The following is a 22,650-nucleotide window of genomic DNA, read 5'->3' as shown; positions in this document are numbered from 1 at the left end:
CCAATTGTGTGTGTCAGTATTCAGTGGTTTTTAGGGCCTGAGGAACCTCGCGTGTATCGCGGCTGGCGTCGCTTCGCCAGTGGATCACGCCAGGGGTGCCAGACAGCTCAAACGGCGTATCGGGGTGCGCGCTGTTGAGAATGCGCGCGGCCCGCCAGGCCATCAGGCTGAGCTGGGGTTCTGCGATGCCGAGACTGCACATCCCGGCATTGACGGCGTACAGGCGGTTACCCGCCGGGCCGCTCCAGTCAAGGGAGAAATCGGTATTCACCCGCAGCGACTCATCGCCGTTCAGGCGTAGCTGTTTCGCGAGCGGCGCGAGGAAGGCCGGGTTCGCCGGGCGATAGCCCGTGGCGAAAATCACCACGTCGCAATCAAGCTGCTCTTCGCCTTGATCCAGATGGTGGTGCAGCGTCAGGCGCTGAGCAGAACCTCTGCTGGCTACGTGGCTCACGGAACGGGAAGGCAGCAGCCGCGCCCAGGGTTTTTCACGCAGTACTTCAAAGCGGTGATACATAGCGCGGTAGATAGCCAGCAGCGATTCGGTCGTAATGCCGTCGGAGGTCATTTTTTGCTCCGCCAGCAGCCGTTCGCGAGTGCCTTCCCCGAGGGTGGCAAAGCTTTCCAGATACTCCGGCGTGAAATATTCATTCGCGAAAGCGGCCTCATCCAGCGCGTTGTAGTTATTGCGCCGTGACACCCAGTTCAGCATCGCGGGCTGTCCCCATTCGCCGCTGAAGATATTGAGGAACAGATCGGCACCGCTCTGGCCACCGCCAACTACCGTCACGCGCTTGCCGCTTAAGTCCGGCGTGCGGAGCATCATTTCGCTGGCGTGGAAGCAGCGATCGCTCTGCTCATTGACGCAGGCGGGGAGATTAACTTGCTTGCCGATGCCAAGGCAGACATGGCGCGCCAGGAAGCGATCCCGCTGGGTGGTAATTTCAAACAGGCCCTGCTGCTCGTCGTAGCGCACCTGCTGTACCTGCTCGCTGAACGCCAGGTTGCTGAGGTTTTCCGCCGCCCAGCACAGGTAATCAGCAAACTCTTCCCGCGATACGGTGCGCAGCTCTGTCGTCAGGAAGCGGTAGAACTTCTTGCGCTGCACCAGGTAGTTCAGGAAGCTGTGGCGGCTGGTGGGTTTCACCGCGCTGACCAGATCCTTGAGGAAGCTCGTCTGCATATGGCAGTCGGGCACCATCATTCCGGGGTGCCAGGAAAAATGCGGTTTACGCTCAAGAAACAGCGTGCTGAATCCCTCAAGACCGTCTGCCAGCGCGGCGATGCTGAGATTGAACGGGCCAATACCAATGCCGATGAAATCATAGGTTTTCACTGTGCGGGCTCCCTGGTAGCAAAATAAAGCGGGTTATCGAGATCGGTGAGATAGATCGGCAGCATGCGGCTACCGCCGTCATGTTCGGAGAAAGTGAGTTTGACCGGGTTGAGGATCACGCGAATGATCTGCGGCTTAAACAGATCAAACAGGTCGAAGCGCGCCTGCATCTGAGGATGGTGGCTCATGTACTCCTGCAACACCTCAGCCAGCAGCTGATAAAAGCGGGTTTCACTGACGCCACAGCGTTCGGTCAGGCGCGAAATAAAGCGCAGCACCGTGACGAAATGGCCCGTCTGTAAATCATGAATGATGTAGTCGGCGCTCAGGCGGGCGGTGACTTGTTTCACCTCATCAGGTAACGAGGCCATTTCAGGGAAGTCCTCATCCACCAGTCGCATATCGCCCTGGAAATCTTTCAGCAGAATGCGCTGCGGCAGATGGTCTTTCATCACCAGCGTGACGTTCTGGCCGTGGGCGATCAGCGCAACGCCATAGCGGCAAAGCAGGTGATAAAACGGCAGCACCACGGCGCGGAACATCTGCGTGAGCCAGGCTTCCGCGCTCAGGCCGGAACGGGCAATCCAGGCATCAATAAGCGGGCGACCGCTTTCGTCACACTCCATCAATGCTGCCATCAGCACGCCCTGTTCACCCTCCTGCAAATAGCAGGAAGGGTTCTCACGCCAGATAACGCCAAGCATTTCCTGATAGCGATAGGGCGCTTTTGGCAGGGCGGCGTAACCCTGATGCGTCAGATAGCCCGCAGCGGGTTCGCCAAGGATCTGCGCGCCAAGCGCGGTCAGCGTGGTGTCGGCGGCAAATTGCTGCTGTAGCCAGCGGGAAGCCAACGGCCCGGCCGCAATGTATTTGCCGGGAATGCCGCGATAGCAGGAGGTGTTATAGATGGTCAGCGGCAGCTTGATATCGTACGCCGAACGGCGGCTTGCGTTCGTCAGCGTGCGCAGCGACTGCTGAGCCAGATACTCATCGCCGAACTCACCAAGTTCGATAATGTCGCCGCGAGCCAGATGCGGGAAAAAGTGCAGGGCGATTTTCTGCTGCCACTGCCACGGATGGAGCGGCACGGGCAGCCAGGCGTCGGGATCGGGCAAGGTCTGCCAGCAGGCGTTAAAGCGTTGACGTTCGCCGTCGTTCATGGCGCTGGCGAGTAAGCTGCTGATGTCGCAGTCCACATCGCTGCTCCATACCAGCTTGTCCCGACGAACGGCTACCCAGACAAGTTGAAAACGCCCGCAGTATTCAGGAGCGTAAGCCTGCAGCGCATCCAGGCCCCAGCCCCGGCGACCTTTATTGAAGATAAATTTAGGATGACCGCTCAGCAGGCATTGCAGGGTATCCGCAGGCAGGTCGATCAGCGCATCGGCATCCAGCCCTTTGCGGGCCTCCAGCAGCTGCACGTCACCGCGCAGGGTGGCATAGAGATCTTCGAGATGTTCAGCGGTTTGCGCATCACTCATCCCAAGCACCTGCGCAAGCTGACGGAGGGCACGCTCGGCCTCGATGGGTTCGCCGCTGATATTGCTGAGCGTTTGCGGGTCGATATGCAGCCAGCCCCAGATCCCACGCTTTGCGCTGAACTGCCAGCGCTCGTCCCCGAGCCTGATGCGCCACTGACCGTCACTTATTTGTTCGGCGTTCAGGGTGCGCTCATACTCCAGCTCCGCGAGAATTTTTGCCACCATCTCGCGGTTAACCTGTTCCCAGCGAGACAAATTCATAGCCCAACCTCGCGGAAAAACGCCTCACGCTCGTTCATCACCAGACGCGAACGCTTGTGCGGGAAATCGAACTCTTTCAGCGTACTGAAGCCTGCTACGGGCAGATGACGGAACAGGCGCTGGTTGTCATAGCGAGGTTCTGCTACCACGCGCGTAGTACGGGGCTCATCAAGGTAGAGATAATGGCTGAGTCCGCGCAGCCAGCTGCGAATATACTGCGCGCCGCGCCATTGCTCTTCACCGACCAGCATATGCAGGCCGCGATCGAAAGGCTGCCAGCGATAGTGACGGCCAATCCGGTCCTCTGCCGCCCAGTAAATTTCAAAATAGCCGAACGGCTGGTCGTCAAAGCAGCCAATCAGCGGATAGCAATAGCTGGAATCCAGCTGCTTGCGCAGATAGTTTTCCTGCTCAGCCAGCGGGCCTGCCATCTCCCAGAATGCGTTCACCCGCGGTGAATTCATCCAGGCGGTAAAGCGTTCGGCATCCCACGCCACATCCGCAACGCGGAAGCTCAGCGTACGTTTGATTTGTGGATCGTAACGGCGATAAACCTCACCTTCAGGACGCAGTGGACGCTGCGGGAGGCAAAGCTGACGTGATTCATCAAACTGCATTCCCGTGCGCGCGGTGGGCCGCTCACCGCATAGCCACAGCGGCAGCTGCCAGAAAGCTTCCCGGGAGAGGTAATCGCTCTGAACCTGGCTCAGCAGCGCTTTTGCCTGTGCATCGTGTTGCCACTGAGCCCACGGCAAGGTGACACCGCTCAGCTTTGGTGCAGCGACAAAAAGCTGATCGAGAGCCTGAATCAGCCAGCCGTCGGGTATGTTTTCGGGAGGCAGCAGCACGGCGCTGCCGTCGAGTCCAAGCTGCAATGACAGCGGGGCATCAAGCTGAGTACAGCGGAATCCATAGCCGTCATGAACGAGATGAGCGTGCGGCATCAGGGTTGCTCCTTGTAAAACGGGTTGCTGAAGTTGAAGTAGATCACCGCCGGATCGGCAATGGTGTTTTCGTTGTGATCGTGGAGATAGCAGAAGAAGTTGCCCTTACAGTTCCACACCGGACTGTCGAGAACGTAATCCAGGCAGCGGGTATTCACGGCGCTCTGGCGCAGACGAAGCAGGGCATCGCGTACCCGCGCCATCAGCGCCTCTTCCGTGGCAAAGCCCGCAGCAGCGAGCGCCGCTGTGACGGCAAGGGTGGAATTCACCAACAGGTAGTAGGGGAAGTAGCGCAGCAGTTGGGCTTCGCTAAAGCGGTTTTCCGCCTCCAGCTCATTCTCTTCCGTCAGCCAGTCGCGCGCACCTTCGGTAAAGGCGCTTCCCTGGCAGTCACGGTACAGCAGGCCGACGGGCAAATCCTCCTGCATCTCAACCAGAATATTTTGCTGGTGGGCCAGCAGCACCAGTCCATAATCAGCCTCAGCGCTGAACAGCGGCAGCAACACACGTTCGCAGTAAGCCTCTACCCAGCAATCCGACGCTGTTTCCAGAGAGAGATTCAGGCGCTGGCTCAGGCGACGAACAGCGGCAGCAAGCAGGCTGTCACCGCCATCGGGCGCAGCCTGGGTCAGACTTACCAGCACATTGGTCTGGGTTTGCGGCTGGTCAAACAGCAGGTTCACACGCAGCGCCATCAGGCTCTCTTCCTGAATGTTGCCGTTTGCATCGCGCAGTCCTGCCCAGCCATCTTCCTGCATCACCCGCATTGTCGGGTAGCGGGCCTGTAACGCCTGCCAGCGCGACGTTTTTGCAAGACGTGCGAGACGCATACCGCGTTTCACTTCTTTCACCGACAGGGTACGTACGGAGTTGGTCAGCCGCACGCTCAGGGAGAACTTGATCATGTCCCGGCTGCTTTCGCAGTACAGGGAGCGCGAGGAGCTGGTGGGCAGCCAGCTCTCACCCGCTTCGCCCAGATCGAGCAGGCTGCCGTTTTCAGCTAACTGCTGGCACCAGGCCTGTGTCAGCAAATAGTCTGCCTGCCATGGATGCATGGGCAGCAGCCAGCGCTCGTCGCTGAAATGGGGCAGTAGCGCAGGTGCGTTTTCTGCGGCGAAACGCAGCAGGCGATCGCGCAAGGAGAGGTTCAGGCTCTCGCCAGCAACCTGCTTTTTATCCACGGCAAACCAGCGCAACGGGAAACGTGAGGCGAAATCCGGCAGGTAGCGGCGGGCTTCGGTTTCGCTAAAAGGCTCATGGGATTTGGGGGCCGGATGAAAAGCATGTCCCACCAGCAGCGCCTGTTCAGCCTGAGCAAAATTGAGCGGCCCGCTGCGCAGGGTCGCCCAGTCGTGGCGCAGATCGATGGCCTGCCAGGTGTGTCGATGGCTCTCGAGGACGCGCTCGCTGAACTGAGCAAGCGTCTCCTGACTCAGTTCACCCCGCACGCCCGGTTTATTCAGCACGTTGGTAACGAGCTCATCAAAAGTGAGCGTCTGTTTTTCATCGTGGGCGGTGTCAATCAGCAGAGCAGGAAACTGGTACTGATGATGCTGAGTAGGGGAAAAGTAGCGGAGTGGCAGTTGAATCGCCTGACGATCGTTGAGGGGAAAATGGATTCGGGCTGACTCGCCCGGTTGCTCTGCTGGCAGCTTCTGCCAGTCGCGAGTTTCACGCAACAAGGCATTCAGGAAGCACTGAGCCGCAACGTCGGTGCCGGCATGACGGGACGGGGAACGCATCGTTCTCTCTCACTCCATAATTGATAATAATTATCGTTATGATATGCATTCTATTTACATAAACAACTATTTTTGCAATATTTGTTTTCATTAAGTTCATAATTTCCTCACATTTTTTGGCGTTATTTTACATTCCTATGAGTACAAATTCGGGCGTTGCCCCTGATGTGATTTCCCTGAAACCCGCGTGGCCGCTGGCGCTGTGCGCGGGGTTGCTGGGGATTGGCCAGAATGGCTTGTTGGTGATGATGCCGCAGCTGGTGTCGATGACCGGGCTGTCGCTCTCCGTTTGGGCGGGACTGCTGATGTTTGGCTCGATGCTGTTTTTACCCGGTTCGCCGTGGTGGGGGCGGCAGGCCGAGATCCGCGGCTGTAAATTTGTGGTGGTGGCGGCCCTGACGGGCTATCTGGCGAGTTTCACCCTCATGGCATTGACGATCTGGGGGATGGCGCTAGGTGCGGTGGGCCTGTGGCCTGGGCTGTGCGGATTGATTCTCTCCCGCTGTCTGTATGGCCTGACGGTTTCCGGCATGGTGCCAGCCGTGCAAACCTGGGCTATTCAGCGTGGGGGGATGGAAAAACGTATGTCAGCGCTTGCTACAATCAGCTCCGGCTTAAGCTGCGGCCGTCTTCTGGGGCCACCGCTGGCGGCCGCAGCGTTAGGTTTGCATCCGCAGGCTCCGCTGTGGCTGATGGCGGTAGCGCCTTTACTGGCACTGTTGCTGATCGCGCGGGAGGATAACGACCCGCCGCTGCCTCCGGTGGCGAAGCAATCTGCTCACCTTAGCCGCGCAATGCTGCCGTATCTCCTGCTGGCACTGCTGCTGGCGGGCAGCGTCAGCCTGATGCAAATTGGCCTCTCAGCCCGCCTGCAGCCGATCTTCCCGGGTTCCGCGATGCAGGTCAGCCATCATGTGGCTTTGCTGCTGAGCCTCGCGGCGGCAAGCACGCTGGCGGCCCAGTTTCTGGTGGTTCGTCCGCAACGTTTACGTCCTCTGCACTTGCTGTGCGCAGCGGCATTGTTAATGAGCGGAGGCTTGCTGCTGATGGTGCTGCCCGGCCTGTTCACGCTTTACACCGGCATTATCGTGACTTCACTCGGCTCGGCCATGGCAACGCCCGGCTACCAGCTGCTGCTCAACGATCGTCTGACTACTGGCAAAGGCGCAGGCGCTATCGCCACCAGCCATACGCTGGGCTACGGGCTCAGCGCGCTGATGGTTCCTGCTGTCACTGCGCTTTTGGGTGAGCCAATGCTGCTGGGCGCAGCAATGATGCTGTCCTTGCTGTTCCTTCTTCTCTGCGGGGTGCTCTGGCGTCGCCGTAATGACCCGGAGTTCTGATTATGGCCGCTGGCTACCGTATTTTTAACGTCACTCTTGCCCGTCGCATTCCTGTCTCACCCTCGCTGCTGCGCTGCGTTTTTACTGGACCCGAAGTGGCGCAAATGAAGCATGAATCGCCGGATCAGCGTATCAAACTGCTGTTTGACGGGCAGGGCGGGAAGGCGGCCAAAATGGCAATGAGCGATAGCTGGTATCAGGATTACCTTGCCCTGCCGAAGGAGCAGCGCCCGGTAATGCGCACCTACACGCTGCGAGCTTTGCGTGCCGCCGAACTTGAGGTTGACGTTGAGTTTGTGCTGCACGGTGACGACGGCCCGGCATCGCGCTGGGCCACGCACGCCCGGCCCGGTGATGCTATACAGCTGGTGGCACCGAATGCAGCATCGCCGGAAGACAGCGGCGGCTATGAATGGTTAGACAGCGACAGCGTGCGCCAGGCGCTGCTGATTGCCGATGAGACGGCGCTGCCTGCGGCGATTGGCATTCTCGAGCAACTCGCCAAAAAGGCTGAACCGCCGCGCGTGCAGGCCTTTTTCTCGGTGCCGCTGGTGGAAGATGTACAAACCCAGGCGTTTCCGTTCGCGGAGATCCACTGGCTCGCCCGGGAGCGAAATGAGGATTTACTCCACGCCGTGGCAAAGCAAGTGCAGATCCCGGAATACGCGAAAACCTGCGAACAATCGACGCAAGAGCAGAGCCTGAGTGACACGCTTTTGTGGGAAAGGGCGACGGCGGCGACGGGTTTTCAGGCATGGGTGGCAGCGGAATCCAGAGTGGTGAAGTTACTGCGCCGCGAGCTGCTTGAGAAGCAGAAGTTAAACCGCGACTGTGCGAGCTTTATGGCCTACTGGTCTCAGGGGAAGGCATAAAAAAAACCTTCCCGTAGGAAGGTTTTCACATTTTAACGTGTGCGGCCTGATGCCCTCACCCCGACCCTCTCCCACAGGGAGAGGGAGCAGACATTAAAAAAGGCAACCGAAGTTGCCTTTTTGCTGTTTATTACCGACCAAACAGGTCGCGCTTTTTCGGTTTGAACGGCTGGGCAATCAGCACCAGCAGCGCCACAATCAGAAACGCGGCAAAAATCCCTACCAGCCACTGCGGCATTTCGAGCGACAGGAATGACCACTGGCGCACGGAGCAGTCGCCGCTGGCGACAAATACCTGCGGCAGCCACTTATCAAGCGGCAGCCACGTCGGGAAGCGTGCGGCAAAATCACAGGTCTGGAACGGAGACGGGTGCAGCTGCATGATGGTGTGCTCCCATGAAAGCTGCAGGCCCCGAATGGCACTGTAAATCCAGATGGCGAGGGCGGCAAAACGCAGCGGCGTTTTTGGCGCGATCGCCCCGACAATCCCGGCACCCATGACGCCGAACAGCGCGCAGCGTTCGTAGATGCAGAGCACGCACGGCTGCAGCTTCATCACGTGCTGAAACCAGAGCGCAACCATCTCTAAAGCAAACGCGACCAACGCTAACAATAACCATGCTCCGCGACCGCGTGAGCACTGGTTTAAAAATCGCAACATAATCATTTCCCTGGAACATGCTAAGACACCGCAGTGTAAACGAAAACATTTACCGCGCCACTATGCGGAGCGTAATTATTACGTAAAAGCAGATGAATCGCCCGCAAATACCTGCGGGCGTCAATCAGAGAAGGTTTAATGCAGCGGCAGAGGGGCGTTTATCAGCCAGCCCTTTGTCGTCAGCCACTCCGTGTAAGGCATCAGCGTGAACTCCACACACAGCAATCCGACGAGCGTGAGAACCAGCGTATAAGGCAGCGCCATCCACACCATGCGCCCGTAGGAGAGACGGATCAGCGGGGCGAGAGCAGAGGTCAGTAGGAACAGAAATGCTGCCTGGCCGTTAGGCGTCGCGACTGACGGCAGGTTTGTGCCGGTATTAATTGCCACCGCCAGCATTTCAAATTGCTCAAGGGAAATCGCGCCGTGTTCCAGCGCAGATTTGGCTTCGTTGATGTAAACCGTGCCGACAAATACGTTATCAGAAATGGATGAGAGAAGGCCGTTGAACAAGTAGAACAGGGAGAGCTGCGCGTGAGGCGAAGCCTGTAGCACAAAGTTAATGATGGGGGCGAACAGCTGCTGGTCGATAATCACCGCCACCACGGCAAAGAATATCGTCAGCAGTGCGGTAAACGGCAGCGCCTCGGTAAAGGCTTTGCCGATGGCGTGTTCATCGGTAACGCCCGTAAACGACGTGGCAAAAACGATCACCGTCAGGCCAATCAGTCCGACTTCGGCTAAATGCAGCGCGAGGGCGATAATCAGCCACACGCCGATGATCCCCTGAATCACCAGCTTCAGCGTTTCCTGGCGCGTGCGCTGTGCACGGCTGTTGTCATCGAACGCCTGTAGCTCATCCCGCACAGCAGGGGGCAAGGTTTCGCCATAACCAAACAGCCTGAACTTTTCGACCAATACGCAGGTGATTAATCCGCAGACAAACACCGGCAGCGTGACCGGCAGCATCCGCAGGAAAAATTCGCCAAAGTGCCAGCCTGCGGCTTTGGCGATGATCAGATTTTGCGGCTCACCAACCATTGTCATTACGCCGCCGAGCGCCGTACCGACCCCGGCATGCATCATCAGGCTGCGCAGGAATCCACGGAATTGTTCGAGCACGGCTTTGCTGTGAATGTCGATGTCGCTGTCATCAAGCAGGTCAATATCGCCGGGGCGCGAAGACGCGACGCGGTGATAAATGCCATAAAATCCTACCGCTACGCTGATAATAACCGCTACCACGGTCAGCGCATCGAGGAAGGCGGAGAGGAATGCGGCGGCCATGCAGAAGGCAAGGGAGAGCAGCATTTTGCTGCGAATAGTCAGCAGCAGACGAGTGAAGATAAACAGCAGCAGCTGCTTCATAAAGTAGATGCCTGCCACCATAAATATCAGCAGCAACAGCACTTCAAGATTTCCGGCAATCTCTTCCCGCACGTGCTCCGCGCGGGTCATACCGATCATCACCGCCTCAATCGCCAGCAGACCGCCAGGCAGCAGAGGATAGCACTTGAGCGCCATTGCCAGCGTAAAGATGAACTCGGCGACCAGCAGCCATCCGGCAACAAACGGATTGAAGAAGAAGACGACAGGGTTGATCGCCAGAAAGAGAATAAGCGTCAGTTTGTACCAGTCCGGTGACTGACCTAAAAAATTACGCCATAGGGCGCGTGAGGTTGATATTTCCACGACAGATTTCCGATCCCGTCAAAAGTAAGCAGTTTGCTGGAAGTGAAGACGAAGTATCGTTCGTGAGAGCGGGACAGGCAAGTCCCGCTGAGGTGAGGAAATTTTATAAAATAAAACCGCGATCCCCTTTTAATTACCGCGTTGCGCTATCTGCGCCCCTGTTCGCTCTGGTATGATGAGTTCCAAATTTGCAACGCTGTGTAATGGAAATCTCACTATGGTCATTAAGGCGCAGAGCCCGGCGGGTTTCGCGGAAGAGTACATCATTGAAAGTATCTGGAATAACCGCTTCGCACCTGGAACCATCCTGCCCGCAGAGCGTGAGCTTTCTGAACTGATCGGCGTTACGCGTACTACGTTACGTGAAGTGTTGCAGCGTCTGGCGCGGGATGGCTGGCTGACCATTCAGCATGGCAAACCGACCAAAGTGAACAACTTCTGGGAAACATCCGGCTTAAACATTCTGGAAACGCTGGCGCGCCTCGATCACGACAGCGTGCCGCAGCTGATTGATAACCTGCTCTCCGTGCGGACCAACATCGCCACCATTTTTATCCGCACCGCTTTCCGTCAGCATCCTGAAGACGCACTGAAGGTGCTGGCGACCGCAAACGAAGTGGAAGATCACGCCGATGCTTTCGCCGAACTGGATTACAGCATTTTCCGCGGCCTGGCGTTTGCCTCCGGCAACCCAATCTACGGTCTGATCCTTAACGGCATGAAGGGCCTCTACACCCGTATTGGCCGTCACTACTTTGCGAATCCGGAAGCGCGCAGTCTAGCGCTCGGCTTCTATCATCAGCTGGCGAAAGTCTGTGAGCAAGGGCTGCACGAGCAGGTTTATGAAACCGTGCGTCGCTATGGCCATGAGTCCGGGCTTATCTGGCATAAAATGCAGAAAACGCTGCCGGGCGATCTGGCTATTCACGGTCGTTAACCGACGTGAACATGCCGGATGGCGCTAACGCTTATCCGGCCTACAAAATCGAACACGGAAATACCGACAGGCCGGGCAGGCAAAAGCGCCGCCCGGTTTTTTTATGTCTACAGCAAATTTTGCCGCGGCGGGCAACGCTCCAGCAGCTCCACGCTGCCGTCTGCATTCTGCTGCTCCAGCAGCACGTCAAACCCCCACAAACGATGCACGTGTTTCAGCACTTCGCGACGTCCCATATCCAGCGGTGCGCGGTTATGCGGCACGTAGCGCAGCGTCAGCGAACGGTCACCGCGCAGATCAACGTTCCATACCTGAATATTCGGCTCCAGGTTACTCAGGTTGTACTGTGCCGACAGCCGGTTGCGAATTTCCCGGTAGCCCTCTTCGTTGTGAATGGCGGATATTTCCAGATAGTTATTATGATCGTCGTCGAGCACCGTAAACAGGCGGAAATCCCGCATCACCTTCGGCGACAGGAACTGGCTGATAAAGCTCTCATCCTTAAAATCACGCATCGCAAAGTGCAGCGTTTCGAGCCAGTCCGATCCGGCGATGTCCGGGAACCAGTATTTATCTTCTTCCGTTGGCGACTGGCAAATGCGCTTGATGTCCTGGAACATCGCAAAGCCCAGCGCATACGGATTGATGCCGCTGTACCACGGACTGTTGTACGGCGGCTGGAACACCACGTTGGTATGGCTGTGCAGGAATTCCAGCATAAAGCGCTCGGTCACTTTTCCCTCGTCATACAGATGATTGAGGATGGTGTAGTGCCAGAACGTCGCCCAGCCTTCGTTCATGACCTGCGTCTGTTTTTGCGGATAGAAATACTGGCTGACCTTGCGCACGATGCGCAGGATCTCACGCTGCCAGGATTCCAGCAGCGGGGCGTTTTTCTCCATAAAGTAGAGGAGGTTTTCCTGCGGCTCGGAAGGGTAGCGACGGGCGGTTTCGATCGCCTTTTCCTCTTCGCGCTTCGGCAGGGTACGCCACAGCGTGTTCACCTGGCTTTGCAGATATTCTTCCCGGTTTTTCTGCCGCGCTTTCTCCTCCTGTAAGGAGATTTTCTGCGGACGTTTGTAGCGATCCACGCCGTAGTTCATCAGCGCATGGCAGGAGTCCAGCAGTTTTTCCACCTCGTCAACGCCGTAGCGCTCTTCGCATTCGGTGATGTATTTGCGGGCGAAAATCAGGTAGTCGACGATAGAGCTCGCGTCCGTCCAGCTGCGGAACAGATAGTTATTTTTGAAGAAGGAGTTGTGCCCATAGCAGGCGTGCGCCATGACCAGCGCCTGCATGGTCATGGTGTTCTCTTCCATCAGATAGGCGATACAAGGGTTAGAGTTAATAACGATTTCATACGCCAGCCCTTGCTGGCCGTGCTTATAGAGTCGCTCAGTTTCGATGAATTTTTTGCCAAACGACCAGTGAGTGTAGTTGATCGGCATCCCCACGCTGGAGTAAGCGTCCATCATCTGCTCGGAAGTAATGACTTCGATTTGATGCGGATAGGTATCAAGCCGGTAGAGCTTCGCCACCCGGTCGATTTCCGCCAGATAGGTATCCAGCAGCTCGAAGGTCCAGTCGGGTCCATCGCTCAGACGTGTGGTGTCCTTATTCATGGAGTCAATCGTAGCCATTAGCGCGCCCTCATTGTTGGCGGCCCTCTCTGTCTGGAGAGCCTCCTATCAAGAATAGAACACCCCCACGCTAACGTGCGAACAGCAAATATTTTTCTTCGCGATTTCCCTGCGTCAGTCACGCCGGTTTGGTGAATTCTCAGCATTTTGTGCTGACGAAATTTGGGCCGCAGCAGGAGATTTCAAAACCATCCATACCTTTGTGATATGGGCATATGTGAGATGAGTCACCATAAAAAAAGCCTATGTTGAATAATATTTTAAACTAGGTTATCAGTTTGTAATCAGAAGATTGTTCTTTTACGGTACTGGAGTCGTTATGCGAGTGGTTATCCTCGGAAGTGGGGTCGTTGGCGTGGCCAGCGCCTGGTATTTACGTCAGGCGGGACACGATGTGACGGTCATCGACAGGGAGCCGGGCCCGGCGCTGGAAACCAGCGCCGCCAACGCCGGACAAATTTCACCAGGCTACGCCGCGCCGTGGGCCGCACCGGGCGTGCCGCTGAAGGCCATCAAATGGATGTTCCAGCGCCACGCGCCGCTGGCGATAAGCCTCGACGGCACGCCGTTCCAGCTGAAGTGGATGTGGCAAATGCTGCGCAACTGCGACACCCGCCACTATATGGAAAACAAAGGCCGCATGGTGCGCCTTGCGGAATACAGTCGTGACTGCCTGATGGCGCTGCGTGACAGCACTGGCATCCAGTACGAAGGGCGCCAGGGAGGCACTTTGCAGCTTTTCCGCACCGAACAACAGTATGAAAATGCCACCCGCGATATTGCCGTGCTGCAGGATGCCGGCGTCCCTTATCAGCTGCTGGAGGCAAACCGCCTGGCGGAAGTTGAACCTGCTCTGGCGGAAGTTGCCCACAAGCTTACCGGCGGCCTGCGTTTGCCTAATGACGAAACCGGCGACTGCCAGCTGTTCACCCAAAGGCTGGCGAAAATGGCGGAAGAGGCGGGTGTCGTCTTCCGCTTTAATACACCTGTGGATCAGCTGCTGTCAGAAGGCGGGCAAATTTACGGCGTGAAGTGTGGTGAAGAAATTGTCAAAGCCGATGCGTACGTGATGGCCTTTGGCTCCTATTCCACCGCTATGCTGAAGGGCATTGTCGATATTCCTGTGTATCCGCTCAAAGGCTATTCGCTCACGATTCCGGTTAAAGAAGAGGATGGCGCGCCTGTTTCAACTATCCTTGATGAAACGTATAAAATAGCGATAACCCGCTTCGATAACCGGATCCGCGTGGGCGGCATGGCGGAAATTGTCGGGTTTAATACGGCGCTGCTGAAGGCGCGGCGTGAAACGCTCGAAATGGTGGTGCGCGACCTCTTCCCACGCGGTGGTCACGTTGAACAGGCGAACTTCTGGACCGGCCTGCGTCCCATGACGCCGGACGGCACGCCGGTGGTCGGGCGCACGCCATACAAGAATTTATGGCTTAACACGGGCCACGGCACGCTGGGCTGGACCATGGCCTGCGGCTCCGGGCAGCTGTTGAGTGATTTGATTTCTGGCCGCACGCCGGCCATTCCGTACGATGATTTGGGCGTGGCCCGCTATCAGTCAGGCTATACGCCGTCGCGCCCGCAGCATTTGCACGGCGCGCACAACTAAGGAACCGTTATGTCACGTCCCATTACCGCCAGCCTGGATCTCCAGGCGCTGCGGCAGAACCTTGCGGTGGTACGCACTGCGGCCCCTGATTCCCGCGTCTGGTCGGTGGTGAAAGCCAATGCCTATGGGCACGGTATCGACAGGATCTGGAGCGCGCTGAGCGACACCGATGGCTTCGCGATGCTCAATCTTGAAGAGGCGGTGCTGCTGCGAGAACGCGGCTGGAAAGGGCCGATCCTGATGCTGGAAGGCTTTTTCCACGCCGAAGATTTACCGCTGTATGACCAGTATCGCCTGACCACTACCGTCCACAGCAACTGGCAGTTGAAGGCTTTGCAGAACGCAAAACTCAACGCGCCGCTGGATGTATATGTCAAAGTCAACAGCGGGATGAACCGGCTGGGCTTCACGCCGGATAAAGTCTATACCGTCTGGCAGCAGCTGCGGGCTATGCGCAACGTCAGCGACATGACGCTGATGTCGCACTTTGCCGATGCAGAAAATCCCGAGGGCATCGTTGAGGCGTTAGAAAAGGTTGAGCTGGCGGCAGAAGGGCTGAATTGCCCTCGCTCGCTCTCTAACTCTGCCGCTACGCTATGGCACCCGGAGGCGCATTACGACTGGGTTCGTCCGGGAATTGTGCTGTATGGCGCATCCCCATCCGGCAAATGGCAGGATATTGCCAACAGCGGCCTCAAGCCGGTAATGACGCTGAGCAGCGAAATCATCGCAGTGCAGAACCTGAAGTCGGGTGACACCGTAGGCTACGGGCGGCTGTATACCGCGCAGCAGGAGCAGCGTATCGGCATCGTTGCCTGCGGCTATGCCGACGGCTATCCGCGCATCGCGCCGGACGGCACGCCGGTGCTGGTGGATGGTATTCGTACCGGAACGGTCGGGCGGGTCTCGATGGATATGCTGGCGATAGATTTAACGCCGTGTCCGCAGGCCGGGATCGGCACGCCCGTTGAGCTGTGGGGTAAAGAGATTAAGATTGATGACGTAGCGGAGCGCTGCGGCACGGTTGGCTATGAGCTGATGTGCGCTCTGGCGCAGCGCGTGCCTGTTGTGACGAGGTAAACCGCAAAACCTTCTCTTCGGAGAAGGTTTTTAGTGTTTGCTCCCTCTCCCTGTGGGAGAGGGTTGGGGTGAGGGCATCAGGCCGCAGAGCAATCAGACTACTCCACATCCTCTTCCGCCACGCGGACACCCACCTTCAGTACAGCGTTATCTGCTTTCTCCGCAACCGTCCAGACCATTCCGGCGAACTCAACCTGGTCACCCACGACCGGCGCGGCACCCAGCAGCAGCTGCACGATATCGCCGAGCGACTGCTGGTTATCGCGGAACTCTTCACCACCATCGAGGCCGTAAATCAGGGCCACGTCGGCAAATTTCGCGCTGGCTTCCAGAATAAAGTCACCAAAGAAGCGCTGATCGAGCGCCACCGGTGGCGACTGGCTGAACATCTTGCCGAGCGCAGGCAGATCGCGCTCGCGGCCAATCACACACAGCACGTCGTCTTCACGCAGGCGAGTGCTGCCCGTTGGGTGGAGCAGCATGTTGTCGCGGAACAGGGCGGCGATGCGCGTGTCCGGCGGCATATGCAAATCCCGCAGTGCCGCTCCCACGCACCATTTGTCGGCGCTGAGCTGGTACACAAATTGCTCCCACGGGTTCTCCGGATGAATATCCAGCCCTACGCGGGAAACCGGCCAGCCGACAGGGGGCACCACCACTTTGGCTTTTTTGGCGGCCCAGGAGAGCGAGGTGCCCTGCAACAGCAGCGAAACCAGCACCACGAAAAAGGCGACGTTGAAGAACAGCCGTGCGTTCTCAAGGCCTGCCATCATTGGGAACACGGCCAGGATGATCGGCACCGCGCCCCTGAGGCCAACCCAGCTGATAAACACGCGCTCGCGCAGGTTGAAACCGCGAAACGGCAGCAGGCCGATGAACACGGATAACGGGCGTGCGAAGAAGATCATGCCGGCAGAAAGCAGCAGCGCAGGAATGGCTATCGGCAACAGATCCGACGGCGTCACCAGCAGGCCGAGCACGAGGAACATGCCGATTTGTGCGAGCCACGCCAGGCCATCGAAGTTTTGCAGGATGGCGTAGCGGTTACGAATGGGGCGGTTGCCGAGCAGAAAACCGCAAAGATACACCGCCAGAATGCCGCTGCCATCGAGCGAGGTGGTGACAGCGAAAATCATAATGCCGCCGCTCAGCGCCAGCAGGGGATAAAGCCCGGCGGGAAGTGAGATGCGGTTGATCATCTGCAGCAGCAGGTAGCCACCGCCCAGGCCAATCACGATGCCGAGGCCAAACTGCTGGAAAATGTGAACGGCAAACATCCAGTCGAGACCGGTCTGCTGACGCTGGATCATCTCAATTAGCGTGATGGTGAGAAACACCGCCATCGGATCGTTGCTGCCAGATTCAATCTCCAGCGTGGAGCCGACGCGCTCGTTGAGGCCTTTGCCGCCGAGCAGTGAAAATACCGCCGCCGCATCGGTTGAGCCGACTATCGCGCCAATCAGCAGCCCTTCAATCAGATTCAGGTGGAACAGCCATGCGGCCATCATTCCGGTCAGACCGGAGGTGATTAGCACGCCAACGGTCGCCAGCGACAGCGCCGGGCCGAGGGCGACGCGAAAGGAGCTTGCCTGAGTACGCATTCCGCCGTCGAGCAGGATCACCGCCAGCGCGAGGTTACTGATCATGTAAGCGAAGGGGTAATTATCAAACGGAATGCCGCCGACGCCATCGATGCCCGCAAGCATGCCAATGGCGAGGAAAATCACCAGAATGGGGATCCCGAGACGGGAAGAAAAAGAACTCAATAAAATACTGCAGGTGACCAGCACCGAACCCAGAATAAACAGACTGATTATTGCCCCGGCATCCAACGTTCACGTACTCCCTTGATCGCGTGAAAATGAGTGTAAAACGTTATCACAGAAGTACGCGAAACGACGGATTAATCAGCGCTATGAGCGATTTTTTTATTCCATGAGGGTCGGATGACCGGACATTGTTAACGTGGTGCGCTTGCCGGAGTGAACCAGACGCGCCTGCGCGCCCAGCGGCAGAGTCACTGTGCGCTGCTCATGACCAAAATCCAGGCCGCTGATAACAGGAATGCTCAGCCGTGATTGCAGATATGCCGTCATCACCGGTAAGTCATATCCGGCATCGTAATCATTCGGCTCTGCGCCGCTGAAGCTGCCGAGGACAATCGCCTGCTGACGGCCCAGTATTCCCGCGTGGAACAGCTGTAACAGCATGCGCTCAACGCGGAACGGGTGCTCGTTAATGTCTTCCAGTACCAGAATGCCGTCATTCATTTCCGGCAGCCAGGGCGTGCCGACCAGGGACGCCAGCATCGCCAGGTTGCCGCCCCATAGTATGCCGGTTGCTTCACAGGCCGGGCCGCTGCCATTCCATTCGACGGTAAACGCCGGGTTGCGCAGCGCGCGCCAGAAGTGCTCTTCGGTAAACGTGTTCAGCGTCTCTGCGCCGAAGTTCCCGGCAATCATGGGCCCGCTAAATGTTATGACGCCTTCACACAATAGCGCCATCTGGATTGCGGTGAAATCACTGTGGCCGCAGATGAGCAGCGGCGCCTGCTGCTGGCGGGCGGCAATGGCCTGCCAGTCAATCATATCGAGCAGGCGGCTTGCGCCGTAGCCACCGCGCACCGGCATGACGATGACGTTTTGCCCTTTGAGGTTTGCCAGCGCGCTGATATCACCCGCCCGTTCCGCTTCTGTACCGGCAAAACGCTGCTGGCGGCGCGTCAGAATCGACTGATTCTCTACCGGATACCCGGCGGCTTCGAGGCGCTCAATCCCGCGTGCGGCGGCCTGCTGGTTGATGCAGTAGCCCGATGGCGAAATCAGATGAAACAGAGTCATGGCAATTCCTTGCAGAGAATGAAACGGTTATGATGCCGCCTGAACTTCGCGTTGTCATCAGCGCGCACACTTCAGTGATAAGGATAGAAGCGTGAAATTGAGATGGTTTGCTGTTTTAGCGGTACTGCTTGCCGGGTGCAGTTCTAAGCCCAAATACGATTATACTCAGCCACCTTATAACCCGACGGTGCCGGTACAACGGGCTATGCAGTGGATGCCGATAAGCCAAAAAGCTGGGGCGGCCTGGGGACTCGATCCAAAATTTATCACGGCGATTATCGCGGTCGAATCAGGCGGGAACCCTGGCGTGGTGAGTAAATCGGGCGCAGTGGGCCTGATGCAGCTTAAGCCGTCCACCGCCGGGCGCGAAGTGTATCGCTATATGGGCTGGAGCGGCGATCCTTCCGTCAGCGAGCTGAAAAATCCAGAGCGCAACATCTCAATGGGCACGGCCTATTTCCGGATTCTGGAAAACGGACCGCTGCTGGGCATTAAGGATCCCGAAGTGATGCAGTACGCGCTGGTCACCTCTTATGTTAACGGGGCAGGCGCGCTGCTGAGAACCTTCTCGTCAGACCGCAAAAAAGCCATTGCTGCAATCAACGGCATGGACAAAGAGGCGTTCTTCGACCATATCGTTAAAAATCATCCATCGCCGCAGGCCCCTCGCTATATCTGGAAGGTGCAAAAGGCCATGGACGCTATCGACTGATTTAACGAACCTTATTCGCGCGTTCGCGCGCCTCACGCTCCAGGGAGAAAATAATGCGCTGGAGCGTGCGTTCAACCGCCGGACTGACGTTAAGAAAACGGAAGCTCAGGCGCGGTGTGCTGATGGTTTCATTCTTGCCGTCCACCACCTTGCGTTCGCTCAGCGAAATCAGCTGGGCATCGAAGTGAAATTTCCCCCATTCCCCCATATCAAGCTCCAGCTGCGGGATCATCACGCCTGACTTAAGCTGAGGCGGCGGCGTTCCGTCCAGCAGTGCACCCATGCCCCCAAGGGAGAGGTCGCACAGGCGAAAGCGGATTTCACTTTTATCGGCAAGCTTCGCTTTGCAGTAATAAACCGGGTGCAGCGGGGCAGAAATACGGAAAAATTCCCGGCGCTGAATAAACCACAGCGTAGGTGGCACGGGCATGGTGAAGGCGGGCAGGTCCAGAAACTGGCCATGGCTGAGCGCTGGCACGGTAAATTCGATTTTTGCGCCCTGGGTTTCGGCAGAGAGAGTGATATTTTCCGCACGCTGCACCGCGCGATTTTCATACTCCTGGCTGCCGTAATCGATAATAAGAGTCTGAGGTGAGACGTCGAGAATGCGGCTTATAAATTGAGATGTGCCCCAGGAGACGCGTACAGGAATGCGGTCGCGGTGCAGATCGCGAAGAATGTTTAACACTGCCAGCGGATTTTGTTTAAGGAATTGCTCATTGTAATGACTCACGCCCGGTAGCTCCTTATTGACAGAGATTCGATCCACTATCGGCAGCGCGCACCAGAACTTAATACAAACGAGGGAATATTTTTTTACAGATAAAAAATTAAATTGAATCGCTACATTTTAAGAATGTTTACCTATACTTAAGATAACCGGAGCGCACAATACGCTCGCATTATTTGTGGTTATTTTATTTCTTTGGAGGGTGGTTAAAATGGGCATTCTGACCTGGATTGTATTTGGACTGATTGCAGGTATTATCGCGAAACTGATCATGCCGGGCCGCGATGGCGGCGGTTTTATTCTGACCTGCGTGCTGGGGATTGTCGGTGCCGTCGTCGGCGGCTGGCTGGCAACCATGTTCGGCATCGGCAGCGTGAACGGTTTCAATATGCACAGCTTCCTGGTAGCGGTTGTGGGTGCCATCGTGGTGCTGATTGTCTTCCGACTTCTGCGCCGCAACGCATAAGCAATAACGAGTAATAAATAAAAGGGCAGCCGAATGGCTGCCCTTTTTCGTACACGCAAGCGAAGCGCTGCCGGGCAATGGGCCGCAAATTGCTTAAAAATCATACCCCACGGTGGCAATCACCGAGCGCTCTGCACCCCAGTAGCAGTTGTTGGTGCCATAGCAACCAGAAAGATATTCACGGTCGGTCAGGTTGTTGGCGTTAACCTGCACATATGCACCTTTGAGAGCAGAACTCCAGGCCCCAAGGTCGGCGCGGATCATCGCATCAATCAGCGTGGTCGAGGGCAGGCGTTCAGTGTTGGTATCGTCTGCCCACTGTTTACCGATGTAGCGCACGCCTGCCCCTGCGCTGATGCCGAAATCGAACTGATAATGCGCCCACAGGGAAGCCATCTGATCCGGCGTCAGCTGTGGCGTGTTGTTATCGGTGCCGTCTTTGGTATCGGCAAAGCGCAGGCGGTTCCAGCTATACCCGGCAATGGTGCTCAGGCGCGGCGTCAGCTGATTACGCGCTTCCAGCTCAACGCCCTGCGAATGCACTTTCCCGGCAGGCAGGAAGGTTGCAGTACCGATGTTCGGGTCGCGGGTCGCCACGTCCTTTTGCGTCAGATCGTAAACTGCAATGCTGTAGAGGTCAGCGCTGCCCGGCGGCTGGAACTTCAGACCGGCTTCATACTGCTCCGCCGTGGTGGGCTTCAGCAGATTGCCATCAGGACCGGAGAGCATCGCAGGCGTGATCGCCTGACTGTAGCTCAGGTAGGGCGAGAGGCCATTTTCGAAGGCGTAAAGCAGCGAGGCGCGGCTGCTGATGTGGTCATCCGAGCGCCGCGAGGAGGCCCCAAAAGTGTCGCTGACCTGCTGCGAGACAATGCGGTCGTAGCGGGTGGAGAGATTCGCATGCCAGCGGTTCCAGACCATTTCATCCTGCAAATAGACACCCGCCTGATAGTAGCGACGGTTGTTATCGTCGCTGTAGGTTACGGTGTGCCCGGTCTGCGGCGTGGAGTACGTCCATGGATCCAGCGGTGAAGCCCCGCCTGCGCCGCTCCACAGGTCATTGCGGAAACGGTGATATTCGCCGCCCAGAATCAGCGTGTGCGCTACGTCGCCCGTGTTGAAATCGGCCTTCAAGCGGTTGTCGGTTGACCAGCCGTCCAGCGAACCTTCCGAGCCGCTGTAGCCGCGGGCCAGCATGTCGCTGTCGCCGATCCAGCCCACCTGATACACCTGATCGAGCTTCACGTTGGAGTGGGTATAGCTGCCGCTTGAATGTACCGACCAGATGTCGCTGAACTGGTGGTCGAACTCGTAGCTGTAAATCTGTTCCCGGCGCTGGTAGCCGTCGCCCGGATCGCCCTCGTTGGTATGATTGCCGAGCCTGCGTCCGTTGTGCTCGTAGCGTGTGCCGTCCAGCGGCAGCGATCCGTGATAGCCGCCCGACGGATCTTTTTGCAGATACGCGCGTAACAGCAGGGTGGTGTCGGAGTCCGGCTGCCAGAGCAGCGACGGGGAAATGGCGTAGCGCTCCTCGCGGGTGTTGTCGAACTGCGTGTCGGTATTACGGGTAATCCCCGTCAGGCGATACGCCCACTGGTCGTTAATAGCGTCGGTGTAATCAAACGCTGCGCCTTTGGTGTTCTGGGTGCCGCCAAACGCCTGAAGGTGGCCTTCGGAGGTGAACAGCGGGCGCTTAGAGGTGAGATTTACCAGCCCGCCCGGCACGCTCTGGCCGTACAGCGCGGAGGAGGGGCCTTTAATCACATCAATGCGATCGAGGAACCATGGGTCAATCTGCACGATGTTGTGGCTGCCACCATCGCTCATCAGACGCATACCGTCGAGGAAAATATTATCGACGTCACCGCCGTGGTAGCCCCGTAGCGAAATAGCGTCGAAGCGGGTCGCCGCGCCGCCAAAGGTGCTGTAGACGCCTGGCGTATAGCTCAGCGCCTGGCTGACGTTAGTGATGCCCTGATCTTCCATCTGCTGACGCGTCACCACGGACACCGACTGCGCGGTGGTGATTAAGGGCTGATCGGTTTTGGTCGCGCCGGTTGACGTTTTAGCGCTATATCCCTGAGTCGGGGCAGTGGCAGATTCTACCGGCTGTGCCGTCACCACAACCGTTTCTTCAGAGAAGGCGGCGCAGGGGAAAACCAGCGCCAGCGCGCAAAGCACCGACGAGCGTTTAAGAGGCAAAGTGTTAGTCATCACATCATCCTGAGAAACACGGTCTGGCACTCCTGTACGCCGCCGTGTCAAATCGTGCGAAAATGTCAGTTTTCGTTAAAA

Annotated in this window: 18 protein-coding genes; 7 read left to right on the top strand and 11 right to left on the bottom strand. The window is 57.4% G+C overall.

The features are described from left to right. Positions 1-13: 13 nt before the first annotated feature. Genes RTU33_RS05730 through RTU33_RS05715 form a run of 4 tightly spaced genes read right to left on the bottom strand, consistent with a single transcriptional unit; the run spans position 14 to position 5,764 of the window. A complete protein-coding gene (locus RTU33_RS05730; RefSeq protein ID WP_312625909.1) occupies positions 14-1,336 on the bottom strand; it encodes a SidA/IucD/PvdA family monooxygenase in 1,323 nt (440 codons plus the stop codon). Continuing rightward, positions 1,333-3,078, bottom strand: a complete 1,746-nt coding sequence (iucC, locus tag RTU33_RS05725) for an aerobactin synthase IucC (RefSeq protein WP_312625908.1) — start codon at positions 3,076-3,078, stop codon at positions 1,333-1,335. Before iucC ends, RTU33_RS05730 begins: the two co-directional genes overlap by 4 nt. Beyond that, positions 3,075-4,022: a GNAT family N-acetyltransferase gene (locus RTU33_RS05720; protein ID WP_312625906.1), complete on the bottom strand. Its 948-nt coding sequence runs from the start codon at positions 4,020-4,022 to the stop codon at positions 3,075-3,077. The genes iucC and RTU33_RS05720 overlap by 4 nt, the downstream gene beginning before the upstream one ends. Further along, positions 4,022-5,764, bottom strand: a complete 1,743-nt coding sequence (locus RTU33_RS05715; protein ID WP_312625905.1) for an IucA/IucC family protein — start codon at positions 5,762-5,764, stop codon at positions 4,022-4,024. The genes RTU33_RS05720 and RTU33_RS05715 overlap by 1 nt, the downstream gene beginning before the upstream one ends. Positions 5,765-5,901: 137 nt before the next feature. Between RTU33_RS05715 and RTU33_RS05710 the strand changes: the two genes are divergently transcribed. Beyond that, positions 5,902-7,107 (top strand): MFS transporter, encoded by a 1,206-nt coding sequence (locus RTU33_RS05710; protein ID WP_312625904.1) that lies wholly within the window; start codon positions 5,902-5,904, stop codon positions 7,105-7,107. Positions 7,108-7,109: 2 nt separating this feature from the next. Continuing rightward, positions 7,110-7,979 (top strand): siderophore-interacting protein, encoded by an 870-nt coding sequence (locus RTU33_RS05705; RefSeq protein ID WP_312625903.1) that lies wholly within the window; start codon positions 7,110-7,112, stop codon positions 7,977-7,979. 130 nt (positions 7,980-8,109) lie between these two features. On the opposite strand, the gene dsbB is transcribed toward RTU33_RS05705, so the two are convergent. Both dsbB and nhaB read right to left on the bottom strand, forming a co-directional pair. Then, entirely contained in the window at positions 8,110-8,640 is a 531-nt protein-coding gene (dsbB, locus tag RTU33_RS05700; protein WP_312625901.1) for a disulfide bond formation protein DsbB, read from the bottom strand. Positions 8,641-8,775: 135 nt separating this feature from the next. Further along, on the bottom strand, positions 8,776-10,332 hold the full coding sequence (gene nhaB, locus RTU33_RS05695; RefSeq protein ID WP_312625900.1) for a Na(+)/H(+) antiporter NhaB: 1,557 nt from the start codon (positions 10,330-10,332) through the stop codon (positions 8,776-8,778). A 217-nt stretch (positions 10,333-10,549) separates the two neighbouring features. Here nhaB and fadR point away from each other — a divergent pair, with 217 nt between their 5' ends. Next, positions 10,550-11,269 (top strand): fatty acid metabolism transcriptional regulator FadR, encoded by a 720-nt coding sequence (gene fadR / locus RTU33_RS05690; RefSeq protein ID WP_312625898.1) that lies wholly within the window; start codon positions 10,550-10,552, stop codon positions 11,267-11,269. Between the two features lie 107 nt (positions 11,270-11,376). On the opposite strand, the gene RTU33_RS05685 is transcribed toward fadR, so the two are convergent. After that, entirely contained in the window at positions 11,377-12,909 is a 1,533-nt protein-coding gene (locus tag RTU33_RS05685) for a SpoVR family protein (protein ID WP_312625897.1), read from the bottom strand. Positions 12,910-13,228: 319 nt separating this feature from the next. Between RTU33_RS05685 and RTU33_RS05680 the strand changes: the two genes are divergently transcribed. Together RTU33_RS05680 and dadX are read left to right on the top strand one after the other, a co-directional pair. Beyond that, entirely contained in the window at positions 13,229-14,527 is a 1,299-nt protein-coding gene (locus tag RTU33_RS05680; protein ID WP_312625895.1) for a D-amino acid dehydrogenase, read from the top strand. 9 nt (positions 14,528-14,536) lie between these two features. Beyond that, a complete protein-coding gene (dadX, locus tag RTU33_RS05675) occupies positions 14,537-15,607 on the top strand; it encodes a catabolic alanine racemase DadX (RefSeq protein WP_312625894.1) in 1,071 nt (356 codons plus the stop codon). Between the two features lie 98 nt (positions 15,608-15,705). Here dadX and RTU33_RS05670 read toward each other — a convergent pair whose 3' ends face one another. Together RTU33_RS05670 and ldcA are read right to left on the bottom strand one after the other, a co-directional pair. Continuing rightward, a complete protein-coding gene (locus RTU33_RS05670) occupies positions 15,706-17,439 on the bottom strand; it encodes a potassium/proton antiporter (protein ID WP_312625892.1) in 1,734 nt (577 codons plus the stop codon). 96 nt (positions 17,440-17,535) lie between these two features. Next, entirely contained in the window at positions 17,536-18,447 is a 912-nt protein-coding gene (gene ldcA, locus RTU33_RS05665) for a muramoyltetrapeptide carboxypeptidase (RefSeq protein ID WP_312625891.1), read from the bottom strand. Between the two features lie 91 nt (positions 18,448-18,538). Between ldcA and emtA the strand changes: the two genes are divergently transcribed. Continuing rightward, complete coding sequence (gene emtA, locus RTU33_RS05660) at positions 18,539-19,159, top strand: membrane-bound lytic murein transglycosylase EmtA (RefSeq protein WP_312625890.1); 621 nt, start codon at positions 18,539-18,541, stop codon at positions 19,157-19,159. A gap of 1 nt (position 19,160) precedes the next feature. Here emtA and RTU33_RS05655 read toward each other — a convergent pair whose 3' ends face one another. After that, a complete protein-coding gene (locus RTU33_RS05655) occupies positions 19,161-19,892 on the bottom strand; it encodes a flagellar brake protein (RefSeq protein WP_312625889.1) in 732 nt (243 codons plus the stop codon). A gap of 208 nt (positions 19,893-20,100) precedes the next feature. Here RTU33_RS05655 and RTU33_RS05650 point away from each other — a divergent pair, with 208 nt between their 5' ends. Continuing rightward, positions 20,101-20,355, top strand: coding sequence for a GlsB/YeaQ/YmgE family stress response membrane protein (locus RTU33_RS05650; protein WP_312625888.1), 255 nt, complete (start codon positions 20,101-20,103; stop codon positions 20,353-20,355). Positions 20,356-20,448: 93 nt separating this feature from the next. Here the strand turns inward: RTU33_RS05650 and RTU33_RS05645 are convergent, their stop codons facing one another. Then, entirely contained in the window at positions 20,449-22,569 is a 2,121-nt protein-coding gene (locus RTU33_RS05645) for a TonB-dependent siderophore receptor (RefSeq protein ID WP_312625887.1), read from the bottom strand. Positions 22,570-22,650 lie beyond the last annotated feature (81 nt).

This window comes from Scandinavium sp. (assembly GCF_032012665.1).
Classification (GTDB): Bacteria; Pseudomonadota; Gammaproteobacteria; order Enterobacterales; family Enterobacteriaceae; genus Scandinavium.
Note: the sequence above shows the minus strand (reverse complement) of the source record. Positions and strands in the feature narration are given on the sequence as shown.

Coding starts and splice junctions, on each gene's coding strand:
- ldcA (WP_312625891.1), bottom strand. CDS start 18,447: ATGACTCTGTTTCATCTGATTTCGCCATCGGGCTACTGCATCAACCAG.
- fadR (WP_312625898.1), top strand. CDS start 10,550: ATGGTCATTAAGGCGCAGAGCCCGGCGGGTTTCGCGGAAGAGTACATC.
- RTU33_RS05680 (WP_312625895.1), top strand. CDS start 13,229: ATGCGAGTGGTTATCCTCGGAAGTGGGGTCGTTGGCGTGGCCAGCGCC.
- iucC (WP_312625908.1), bottom strand. CDS start 3,078: ATGAATTTGTCTCGCTGGGAACAGGTTAACCGCGAGATGGTGGCAAAA.
- RTU33_RS05645 (WP_312625887.1), bottom strand. CDS start 22,569: ATGACTAACACTTTGCCTCTTAAACGCTCGTCGGTGCTTTGCGCGCTG.
- dsbB (WP_312625901.1), bottom strand. CDS start 8,640: ATGTTGCGATTTTTAAACCAGTGCTCACGCGGTCGCGGAGCATGGTTA.
- RTU33_RS05720 (WP_312625906.1), bottom strand. CDS start 4,022: ATGCCGCACGCTCATCTCGTTCATGACGGCTATGGATTCCGCTGTACT.
- RTU33_RS05715 (WP_312625905.1), bottom strand. CDS start 5,764: ATGCGTTCCCCGTCCCGTCATGCCGGCACCGACGTTGCGGCTCAGTGC.
- RTU33_RS05685 (WP_312625897.1), bottom strand. CDS start 12,909: ATGGCTACGATTGACTCCATGAATAAGGACACCACACGTCTGAGCGAT.
- RTU33_RS05705 (WP_312625903.1), top strand. CDS start 7,110: ATGGCCGCTGGCTACCGTATTTTTAACGTCACTCTTGCCCGTCGCATT.
- dadX (WP_312625894.1), top strand. CDS start 14,537: ATGTCACGTCCCATTACCGCCAGCCTGGATCTCCAGGCGCTGCGGCAG.
- RTU33_RS05710 (WP_312625904.1), top strand. CDS start 5,902: ATGAGTACAAATTCGGGCGTTGCCCCTGATGTGATTTCCCTGAAACCC.
- RTU33_RS05650 (WP_312625888.1), top strand. CDS start 20,101: ATGGGCATTCTGACCTGGATTGTATTTGGACTGATTGCAGGTATTATC.